Here is a 12,784-nt window from a genome sequence, read left to right as displayed (position 1 = left end):
GTTTAGCGTTCAAATGTGACTAAAAACTTGGAGTGATGTAATTGAAAGCTCTATTTGAAAAAGAAAAAGCTTTTTGGAGCAGCAAGTTTGATGCCGATGATCAAATCGTAATTCTCCCGTATAACAGAACTTCCTCTATTCATAGAAATACCGACAGCTACCAAAGCATTTCCAGTACATTGCCGCCTCAGATTTTCGAAAGAATCAGTTCCATTGCAGGCGGGTCACATATCGCTATCTTTATGATTTTATTAGCAGGGTTAGAAAGCTTGTTGTCCAAATATACGAGCCAAGAAACCATCATTGTGGGTGTCCCGGGATTTCGTACTTCACCTGATGCGCAACCCCTTTCAAATCAGCTCATCATTTTAAAAAATGAAGTACATAGCAAGAATACTTTTAAATCCTTATTAAACCAAATCAAATCCTCCATTAGTGAAGCAATGAAACATCAGAGTCTGCCTTTTTGGAATTTTATTGATACTCTGAATGTACATTACGATTCGAATCGAGTCTCGATCATTAATACGATCGTGTCGTTAAAGGAGCTCCATACACTAGATTTCGAGGAACATGCTGTTTATGACATCCATTTTCAATTTGGTCTGGAAAATGGCTCTCTTCAATTAAACACCATTTATAACGAAAATCGTTATGATCAAGAGCTGATTAACCAAGTCAGCAGGCACTTATCTCACATTTTATCCATTGTCTTATTTGATCTAGACCTTTCACTAGAACAGGTTGAACTGTTATCAGAAAAAGAGCAGGAACAGCTTCTGCGTACGTTTAATAACACGGCTACCGCCTATCCCCGAGAGAAAACCATTCAACAGTTGTTTGAGGAACAGGTAGAGCGTACACCAAATCAAGTAGCGGTTGTATTACATGGTGAGCAACTAACTTATCAAGAGTTAAATGAAAAGGCTAATCAACTAGCAAGAACGCTACGAAACCAAGGAGTCACTAAAGGGCAATTAGTCGGACTCATGGTTGAACGCTCCTTAGAAATGATCATCGGAATTTTCGCGATTTTAAAAGCGGGGGGAGCCTATGTACCGATTGATCCAGAATATCCGAATGATCGGATTCGTTATATGCTGGAGGATTCTGGAGCAAAAGTATTTGTTACACAAAGTCACATACGGCATCGAGCAGATTTCGCGGGAACGTGCGTACTCCTAGATGATTCAGAGGCTTACAGTGAAGACAGTTCAAACGTAGAGCCAGTAGCAGAAGCAACTGATGTGGCTTATGTCATATATACTTCTGGATCGACTGGAACACCTAAAGGCACGCAAATCAGACACTTCAGTGCTACAAGAGTGGTACTCAAAACCAATTACATCGAAATAAAAGAAGACGATACCTTATTACAGCTTTCTAATTATGTATTTGACGGTTCTATTTTTGACATCTACGGCGCTTTGTTAAATGGGGCAAGGCTGATCCTCATGAAAAAAACAGATATGCTTGACCTTACTAAGCTTAGTAGCGTAATCGAGCAACAGAATGTAACGATCTTCTTTATACCTACTGCCTTCTTCAATACGCTTGTTGACAATCAGCTGACATGCTTTACAAATGTCCGCAAGGTTTTATTTGGGGGAGAGCGTGCATCTGTTACTCATATTCGCAAGGCATTCCATTATTTAGGGCCAGAACGACTCATTCATGTCTATGGTCCTACCGAGAGTACGGTATTTACCACCTTCTATCCCATTAATACTTCTTTTGATGAAGATGTTGCAACAGTTCCGATTGGGAAACCTCTAGCCAATACACTGGTGTACGTAGTGGATCAATTCAATCATCTCAGACCGATTGGGGTTCCGGGTGAATTGTGCATCGCAGGAGAGGGCTTATCGAATGGATATCTCAATAGAGAAGAGTTAAATGTAGAAAAATTTGTTGATAATCCGTTTGTGCCAGGTACACCCATGTATCGTACAGGCGATTTAGTCAAGATGCTGCCAGATGGAAATATTGATTTTTTAGATCGGATAGATAAGCAGGTAAAAATCAGAGGATTCCGTATTGAGCTAGGAGAAATTGAAAATGCTCTTTTAGCATTCCCAGAGGTCAACGAAGCCATTGTGGTGGATGGAATAAAGGAAGGAAATAAATATTTAGCCGCCTATTACGTGGGAAAAGAGTCTATTCAACCAGGAGAATTACTCAAAAATCTGTCCGATAAATTACCTGAATATATGGTTCCTGATTATTGCATACCCCTTGACCAAATGCCGCTTACTCCGAACGGAAAGATTGATAAAAAAATGCTCCCATCTGTTGAGGAGACAATGCCAATTGAAGAATATGTAGCCCCCGGCACCTTGCTGGAAGAAAAATTAGCGGAAATTTGGAAGGGGATTTTAGGGCTATCTAAGGTTGGAATAAAAGACAACTTTTTTGAAAGAGGCGGACATTCCTTACGAGCAACAGCTCTGGTATCTACGATTCAGAAGGAGCTACAAAAGAATATTCAGCTAAGAGATGTGTTTTCACATCCGACGATCGAACAACTGGCTCAGCTCATTGAGAATATCGAGCAAACGGCTTATTCAGTTATACCCAATATTGAGGAACAACCTTATTACCCCGTCTCATCCGCTCAGAAACGACTCTATATCCTAAGTCAGCTAGCAGGTGGGGAAATCAGCTATAATATGCCGAATGCTATGTTGCTGGATGGAGAGATCGATCGAGAACGTATAGAAAAAACGTTTCAGCAACTCATTGCGCGTCATGAAATTTTACGAACCAGCTTTGAGCTAGTAGGCGGTGAACCAATTCAACGCGTACATAAAGAAGTTCCTTTCGCCTTGGAATATGTACAGGTTGCCAATGAAGAAGAGGCGGAAGGAATTATTCGTGATTTTACAAGAATGTTTGATTTGCAAAGCGCCCCATTGTTGCGTGTAGGACTCATCCAGTTAGCCTATGATCGCCATGTCTTATTGTTTGACATGCACCATATCATCTCTGATGGAACCTCTATGAATGTTCTTATTCAAGAGTTTGCCAGCTTGTATCAGGGAGAGGAATTGCCTACACAACGAATCCAGTACAAGGACTACGCTTCTTGGCAACAGCAGCAGATGAAAAGTGAGTGGTATCAGCAACAAGAAAATTATTGGCTACAAGTATTTTCAAAAGAACTGCCTGTCCTTCAAATGCCTACTGATTTCACACGGCCTGCTATTAGAAGCTTTGACGGAGGTCTGTTGGAATTTAGAATTGGCAAACACACAAGTGAGGACCTAAAGCAGCTTGCAGCCCAGACCGGTTCTACGTTGTACATGGTGCTATTGGCGGTCTATACAACCCTGCTGAGTAAATATAGTGGACAAGAGGATATTATTGTTGGAACACCGATTGCGGGAAGACCCCATGCTGATTTGGAAAGCATGATTGGTATGTTTGTAAACACTCTCGCAATCCGCAACTATCCTGTGGGTGAAAAAACATTCTATGAATACCTACAGGAAGTGAAAGAAGCTTCCTTGAAGGCATATGAGAATCAAGATTATTTATTCGAAGAGCTGGTAGATAAGCTAGATGTAAACCGGGATATGAGTCGTAACCCATTGTTTGATACGATGCTTGTCCTGCAAAATTTAGAAAATCAGGAGCAGGACTTAGAGCAGCTACGCATCACACCATATGTAAGTGAGCATACGATTTCCAAGTTCGATTTAACTCTACATGCGATGGAGGATGCGGATACGCTTCTATGTAGTTTTGAATATGCGACAACACTATTCAAACGAGAAACCATCGAGCGTATGGCAAAGCACTTTATCCAATTGATAGATGGACTTGTAAGCGATCCGCATGCGAAGCTGTCGACCATCGAGATGTTGACAACAGATGAGAAGATGTTGATTCTCGAAACGTTTAACAATACGACAGTAGAGGGTGTAGGGGAGCAAACCATCCACCAATTATTCGAGATGCAGGTCGAACGCACACCAGATCAGGTAGCTGTTGTTTATGAAGGTGAACATCTGACATATCGTGAGTTAAATGAGCGAGCGAATCAAGTAGCACGAACACTGCGAGCAGAAGGAATAGGCTCAGATCAGCTAGTCGGTATTTTGATGGAGCATTCATTGGATATGATGGTTGGATTGCTCGGTATCTTAAAGGCTGGGGGGGCTTATGTACCGATTGATCCAGACTACCCAGAAGATCGAATTCAGTACTTGCTAGAGGATAGTCAAACAACTATTTTGCTCACGCAGCAAAAATTCTCTGAAAAACTTACTTATAACAAAAAGATTCTTTACCTAGACAATCAAGAGATCTATCAGGGAAATACCACTAATCTTGAACACGTAAATAACATGAATGATCTAGCATATATCATTTATACTTCAGGCTCAACTGGAAATCCGAAGGGAGCTATGATCACTCATCAGGGGCTTGTCAATTATATTTGGTGGGCTAAAAAGGTGTATGTGCAAAATGAGACCGTTCATTTCCCGCTTTATTCGTCCATTTCGTTTGATTTGACTGTCACGTCCATTTATACTCCTCTGATTTCTGGAAATACGATCTATATTTATAGAGGAGAAGACAAGGTACAGGTCATTTTGGACATCCTTGCAGACAATAAGGTTGGGATTATCAAGCTAACTCCTACCCATCTTAAATTAATAGAAGACTACGATGGCACGAACAGTAACATGAAAAGATTTATTGTCGGCGGCGAAAACCTGCACACGCAACTGGCTAGCAAAATCCATCGAAATTTTGGTGGGAATGTCCAAATTATGAATGAATATGGACCTACCGAAACAGTAGTAGGCTGCATGCTCTATACATTTGATCCGAATCATATCTCTCAGGACTCCGTACCAATTGGTGTACCAGCGGACAATGTAAGGATTTATGTATTAGATAAAGCGCTGCGTCCAGTGCCAATCGGCTCTATTGGAGAAATGTACATTGCAGGGGATGGGGTTGCCAGAGGGTATGTAAATCGCCCCGAGCTAACCGCGGAAAAATTTATAGAAAATCCCTTTAGGCCTGGGGAAAGAATGTATCGAACCGGGGACCTTGCACGATGGTTGCCAGATGGAAATATGGAATATGCGGGAAGAACAGATGATCAGGTTAAAATCCGAGGATATCGGATTGAGCTAGGAGAAATAGAAGCACGGATCGTAAGCATGGAAGAGGTCCAAGAAGCAGTGGTAATCGCTCGGGAAGACCATGCTGGACTACAGCACTTATGCGCATATATTGTATCGGAAAAGCAATTGATGATTAGTGAGCTAAGAAGCAGACTGGCCCATCAGCTTCCTAGTTACATGGTACCGTCTTATTTCATACAGGTAGACAAAATCACGCATACACCAAATGGAAAGCTCGATCGAAAGTCTTTACCTGCCCCAGAGGATGGCACTATCCAAACAGGAGCAGAATATGTACCGCCACGTACATGGATGGAATCGAAGCTTGTGCAGATTTGGCAAGAGGTTCTCGGTCTTTCCATGATCGGGGTAAAGGATCATTTCTTTGATATTGGTGGTCATTCCTTGCGAGCTACTCATTTGGTTTCCAGAATTTATAAAGAATTAAATCAAAACCTGCCGCTACGGGATGTTTTCCAAAATCCGACTATTGAGCAAATGGCAGAAGTATTAATAGGAAGAGAAAAAATTGCCTATACTTCCATTCCCATTATTGAAGAGAGAGAATTCTATCCGGTTTCTTCAGCCCAGAAGCGATTATATATTTTAAGTCAATTAATTGGTGGAGAAATTAGTTATAATATGCCGAACGTGGTAAGGATAGATGGAGAGCTCGATCAAGAACGTTTAGAAATAGTCTTCCAGAAGCTGATTTCGCGTCATGAAATCTTACGAACTAGTTTTGAGCTGGTAAACGGAGAAACGATGCAACGAGTACACCCAAATGTAGATTTTTCTATAGAATACGCTGAAGCCAGTATAGAAGAGCTCGAAGCCATTATCCAAGGCTTTGTCCGTCCGTTTAACCTTGAGCAAGCTCCATTACTCCGTGTTGGGCTTATTAAGATAGAAAAAGACAGCCATGTTCTAATGTTAGACATGCACCATATAATTTCAGATGGTGTTTCCACAGGGATTTTGATGCAAGAATTTATCAGCCTGTATACGGGGGGAGAGTTATCTTCGCTTCGTATTCAATATAGGGATTATGCAGTCTGGCAACGAGAAGGCGTTCACCGCGAGGCAATCAAGCGACAAGAAGCCTATTGGCTTGAAGTTTTCCAGGGAGAGATTCCTGTACTCAACTTGCCAGTCGATTATGCCCGTCCAGCTATGAAAAGCTTTGAGGGAAGTACGTTTGAATTTGTGCTTGACCAAAAAAGCAGTGATGGATTAAGGCAAATCGCAGCCCAAACCGGTTCTACGCTGTATATGGTGTTATTGGCTGTCTATACGACTCTACTGAGTAAATATAGTGGACAAGAGGATATTATTGTTGGAACTCCGATAGCAGGAAGACCTCATCCAGATTTAGAAAATATGATTGGTATATTTATAAACACGCTTGCGATACGTAACTATCCAGCTGGTGAAAAAACATTCTACGAATATCTACGGGAAGTCAAAGAAGCTTCCTTGAAGGCATATGAGAATCAAGACTATTTATTCGAAGAGTTGGTAGACAAGCTCGATGTAAATCGGGATATGAGTCGTAATCCATTGTTTGATACAATGCTCGTCCTGCAAAATCTAGAAAAGAAAGAGCAGGAGCTAGAGGGCTTACGCATTTCATCATATGCAAATGAACAAACCATATCCAAGTTTGATTTGACCTTACATGCGATGGAGGATGCAGATACAGTCCTGTGTAGCTTTGAATATGCGACAAGACTATTCAAACGAGAAACGATCGAGCGTATGGCGAAGCACTTTATCCAATTGGTAGATGGACTTGTAAGTGAACCGCATGCGAAGCTGTCAGCCATCGAGATGCTGACAACGGATGAGAAGAAGTTGATTCTCGAAACATTTAACAATGCAGCAATGCAGGAGGTAGCAGACAAGACCATTCACCAATTATTTGAGATGCAGGTCGAACGTACACCGGATCAAGCAGCAGTCGTTTATGAGGGTGAACAACTGACGTACCGTGAGTTAAATGAACGAGCAAATCAACTGGCTAGAACACTGCGAGCAGAAGGGATAAGCTCGAATCAACTAGTCGGTATTTTGGTGGAGCGTTCTCTTGACATGTTAGTTGGACTGTTAGGCATCCTGAAGGCTGGTGGAGCTTACGTACCAATTGATCCAGGATATCCAGAAGATCGCATTCGCTATATGCTAGAGGATGCGGGGGTTACGTTCGTAGTTGTACACAGTCATTTGCAGGATCAGATTAGCTTCGATGGATATCAGGGAAAATGTATCGTAATAGAGGAAGAGGCTTCTTATCAGGAGGATGCATCTAATCTTGTACCAGGAAGCAGCCCGCTTGATTTAGCCTATGTCATCTACACATCAGGATCGACCGGTAAGCCTAAGGGCGTTATGATTACTCATCAGGCGGTTGTCAACCTGATACATGGCATAACGGATCGGATTGACTTTGCAGAAGGAAAATCTCTTCTTTCTGTTACTACCATTTCATTTGATATCTTCGTACTAGAAACGCTCCTTTCGCTTAGTAAAGGGATACTAGTAGTATTAGCTAGTGAAATTCAACAGACGGATTCACAGGCCTTACGAAACGTCATTTCTGAGCAAAAAATCGATATGATCCAAATGACGCCTTCTCGCATGCAGATGCTTTTATCTTCAGTAGATAGTACAGAGCCGTTCAAAGAATTGCAGCATGTCCAAGAAATTATGCTTGGTGGCGAAGCGCTTCCGATTTCCTTAGTCAATGCGCTACATGAGCATACACCGGCACGCTTGTTTAATATGTATGGTCCGACTGAAACAACCGTATGGTCATCAATTGGATCAGTGACAGCGGGCCAGCCTATTACAATTGGCAAACCAATAACGAATACACAATTTTATATCTTGAGTATGGAAGGTCATCTTCAACCAGTAGGAGTAGCTGGGGAGCTGTGCATTGCTGGTTTGGGACTTGCAAGAGGATACTGGAATCGTCCCGAACTAACGATGGACAAGTTTATCGAAAATCCATTCCTACCAGGAAGTAAGATGTATAAAACGGGTGATTTAGCGAAGTGGTTACCTGATGGAACCATTGAGTATCTAGGTCGAATCGATCATCAGGTAAAGGTGAGGGGCTATCGCATTGAACTTGGAGAAATAGAAGAACAGATAAGGAATATAAAAGAGGTTGAAGAAGCAGTGGTAATCGCACAGGAAGACCATGCCGGGCTACAGCATTTATGCGCATATATTGTAGCGGATCAACCAGTACTTGTAAGCGATGTAAGAAGCACATTGCTGCAAAAGCTGCCTGGCTATATGATTCCTTCCTACTTTGTCCAGTTGGAGCAAATGCCTTTAACACCAAATGGAAAGATTGATCGTAAAGCATTACCTGTACCAAAAGGGAACCTGCAAACGGGAGTGGAATACGTAGCGCCACAGACACAGTGGGAAGTGCAGATCGCTGGTATTTGGCAGGAGGTTCTAGGAATTACTGATATCGGGGTGAGAGATAACTTCTTCGATAGTGGTGGACATTCCTTGCGAGCTACGACTCTCGTTGCCAAGATGCATAAAGAAATGGGAGTGAATCTTCCTCTGCGAGATGTCTTTGCATATCCTACGATCGAACAGATGGCCAAACGAGTATCTGAGATTGATCACGTGGCGCATTTCTCAATTCCTGTCATTTTCGACAGAGAGTTTTATCCGGTATCCTCTGCTCAAAAACGATTATATATTTTAAATCAGATTGAGGGTGGAGGGCTCAGTTATAACATGCCAACCGTCCTAGTGGTAGAGGGACAGCTTCATCGGAAAACTCTTGAAGATGCATTTCAGAAGGTAATCAATCGTCATGAGACCTTACGAACAGGCTTTACGATGATAAATGGGGAACCAGTCCAACAGATTTATCGTGATGTGACATTTGAGATTGAATACACGCTGGCAAAAGAGGAAGAGATAGCTAGCATCGTTCAAGCATTTGTGCGTGAGTTTGATCTTGCAAAAGCTCCACTTTTACGGGTAGGCTTGATTGAACTTGAAACGGATCGACATGTTTTAATGTTTGATACGCATCACATCATTTCTGATGCGGCTTCATTAAGTATTTTGCTTCAAGATTTGGTTCAGTTATACACAGGCGAGGAACTAGAACCGCTCCGAATTCAATATAAGGATTACGCCGTATGGCAACAGGAAGAAGTGCAAAGCGAACGCATCCGAAATCAAGAAGCATACTGGCTGACCATTCATGGAAATGAAATTCCGGTTCTGAATTTGCCAACGGACTATCCAAGACCTGCTTTGCAAAGCTATCAGGGGGATATCTTTGAATTTGTCATCGATCAACGAAGAAGTGAAGGACTCCGACAAATTGCTGCACAAACAGGTTCTACCTTGTTTATGGTCTTAATGGCTGCATATACCACCTTGTTGGGCAAAAGCAGTGGACAAGAGGATATTATTGTAGGAACTCCAATAGCGGGAAGACCGCATGCAGATCTTGAAAGCCTGATTGGTATATTTATTAATACACTAGCGATTCGTACTCAGCCAATGGCAACAAAAACATTCTACGAATATGTCAAAGAAGTTAAAGAGCATGCACTACAAGCCTATGAAAATCAGGAATATCCGTTTGAAGAGCTAGTAGAAAAATTACAGGTAGCTCGCGATTTTAGTCGCAATCCGCTGTTTGATACAATGTTTGCCTTACAAAACGTGGAGCAAGGTAATCAGACCATCGAAGGTTTACAGCTCAGACCATTTGAAGGAGAGCATAATGTCTCTAAATTTGATCTAAGCTTATACGCCAATGAAGATGATAAAAACATTGTGTGTACTTTCGAGTTTGCTACCTCATTGTTTAAGCGTGACACTATCAAGCGAATGTCAGAGCAGTTCCTACAGGTCATTGACAGCATAGTGGATGATCCAACTGCAAAGCTGTCTACCATTGAGATTGCTACTACGCAAGAGAAAGAGTTGCTATTGCACACCTTTAATGATACAGCAGGAGATTATCCAAGAGAGAAAACCATTTATCAATTGTTTGAGAGTCAAGTGGAACGGACCCCTGAGCAGATAGCTGTCGTTTACGAAAATGAACAGCTCACCTACCGGGAATTAAACGAGCGGGCAAATCAACTGGCTCGAATCCTGCGATCCGAAGGTGTGGGAGCCAATCAGTTAGTTGGAATTATGGTGGACCGTTCCTTAGACATGATGATTGGGTTAATAGGGATTTTGAAAGCTGGAGCCGCCTATGTTCCAATTGACCCAGATTATCCGGACGAACGGATTCACTACATGCTGGAAGATTCGAAAGCGAATTGGGTAGTGACACAGAGTCATTTACAGGAGCGGATAGCTTTTGCAGGAAGCTTGATCCTTATGGATGAAGAGTCTGCGGATGATCAGCATGAGCAATCTAACCTTGAACCTATTAGTGGACCTACTGATTTAGCCTATGTTATTTATACATCAGGCTCAACAGGTAAGCCAAAAGGCGTCATGATTTTACAGCGTGCAGTCGTTAACCTATTACAAGGCATAACCGACCAGATCGACTTTACCCAAGGAAAAGCACTTCTTTCCGTGACGACGATCTCATTTGATATTTTTGTGTTAGAGACTCTACTGCCGCTGTGTAAAGGTGTAAGGGTAATTTTAGCAAGTAGCCTTCAGCAAACTGACCCGAGAGCATTGTGTGATGTGATTGAAAAACAGCAGGTGGACATGATCCAAATGACGCCTTCTCGGATGCAAATGCTGTTATCCTCGGAGCACATTCACAGCCTACAGGGATTACAAGAAATTATGCTCGGTGGAGAAGCACTTCCCGCTTCCCTGATCAAAGCCCTGCAAGAGACCACCCAGGCACGCCTGTTTAATATGTACGGCCCAACTGAAACAACGGTGTGGTCATCGGTGGGAGAACTGATAGACGGAGAACCGATAACAATTGGTAAACCGCTTGTAAACACTTCCTTCTATATTTTAAGCGCTGAAAACCACCTCCAACCGATCGGGATAGCAGGTGAACTGTGCATTGCAGGAGAAGGATTGGCAAAAGGCTACTGGAATCGTCCTGAGCTAACAACAGAAAAATTCGTAGAGAATCCATTTATAACCGGGGAAAAAATGTATCGCACAGGAGATTTAGCAAAATGGCTCCCTGATGGAACCATTGAGTATCTGGGACGAATGGATCACCAGGTAAAAATTCGAGGTTATCGCATTGAGCTGGGTGAAATTGAAGCCCTACTCCTACAAATTCCTTCTGTTCAGGAAGCGGTAGTTATTGCAAGAGAGGAGCAAGCGGGACAGAAGCAGTTGTGTGCTTATTTTGTGGCAAATCAACAGCTTACAGTAGGTGAAATCAGAAATTCGCTGTCACAAGATTTACCTACTTATATGATTCCATCATTTTTTATCCAGCTTGAACAGATGCCATTGACTCCAAACGGCAAAATGAATCGAAATGCACTCCCGACTCCAGAAGGTCATATTCATCTAGGAGTGGAGTACATCGCTCCACAGACACCAACGGAGGTACAATTGGCTACTATTTGGCAGGAGGTATTGGGTGTTTCTAAAATTGGTAAGAATGACAACTTCTTTGAATTGGGTGGGCATTCTTTACATGTACTTGAATTAATCAGGAAAATCTACACAGATATTCGGGTCGAGATCGCTATACGTGTAGTGTTCGAGATGCCAACTGTAGGAGCGATGGCCGAAGAAATAGTACGATCTATGTTTACAAAAAATAATAGTAAATCAATCACAAAATTAAACGAGCATGGACGCTTACATGTGTTCTGCTTCCCGCCAGCAATTGGGTATGGCATGGCATACATCGAAATGGCAAAATTACTTGAACACCAGTGCGTATTGTATGGTATGGATTTTATTGAGGAATATACAAATGACGAGGAATTAATGGAGCAATATGTCAAACTCCTCACTGATGTACAGGGAAATCAACCGTACGTGTTCCTAGGTTATTCAATAGGTGGTAATTTGGCATTTGAAGTGGCAAAAGCAATGGAATCAAGAGGCTACGAAGTAAAAGATATTATCTTGCTAGATTCCATTATCAGAAGTGGGGATTCTGTATCTTCAAAAGAGGACGCCTTACAGGAAATCGCTACTCTCTTAGAAGATACACCTGAACAGTACAAGCATCTTGTGACGCCTTCCTATACAAATAGAATCTATTCGTACGCTAGATATCGGAATCAGCTTGTTAATGAGGGGATGGTTCAAGCCAATATCCATGAATTACTAGCATCCGATTCTCAGAAAGTGGGCTCGACAGTAGAATCTTTTTGGTCATGGAAACAGGCAACTCATGGAAATCATATGCAATATCAAGCGGTGGGAACCCATGAAGAGTTGCTTGATCCTGAAATGATTGAGGGGAATGCAAGCATAGTCCGCATGATCTTACAGAAAATCATCGATGAAATGTATGCTGTCTCTACCCATGCAACAAATGATTTTCGTTAAAGGCCGCGGTAAAAGAATCTTTTTGTCGCAAATAAAACCATAGGCTAGAATCATAAAAGCTACGGGCATGACGTCGCGAATCGGAATTCGTGAGCGTCATGCCCGTATTTTTTTGCAACATATGGTGACCCAACTTT

At 42.1% G+C, this 12,784-nt stretch carries 1 protein-coding gene; it reads left to right on the top strand.

The window, feature by feature from the left end; translation table 11 throughout:
- Window positions 1–41 precede the first annotated feature (41 nt).
- Window positions 42–12,647, top strand: a complete 12,606-nt coding sequence (locus GOP56_RS05365; protein ID WP_163244800.1) for a non-ribosomal peptide synthetase — start codon at window positions 42–44, stop codon at window positions 12,645–12,647.
- Window positions 12,648–12,784: the final 137 nt, after the last annotated feature.

This window comes from Brevibacillus sp. 7WMA2, assembly GCF_010748895.1.
Lineage (GTDB): Bacteria > Bacillota > Bacilli > Brevibacillales > Brevibacillaceae > Brevibacillus_B > Brevibacillus_B halotolerans.
This window is presented reverse-complemented; position numbering and strand designations above follow the sequence as displayed.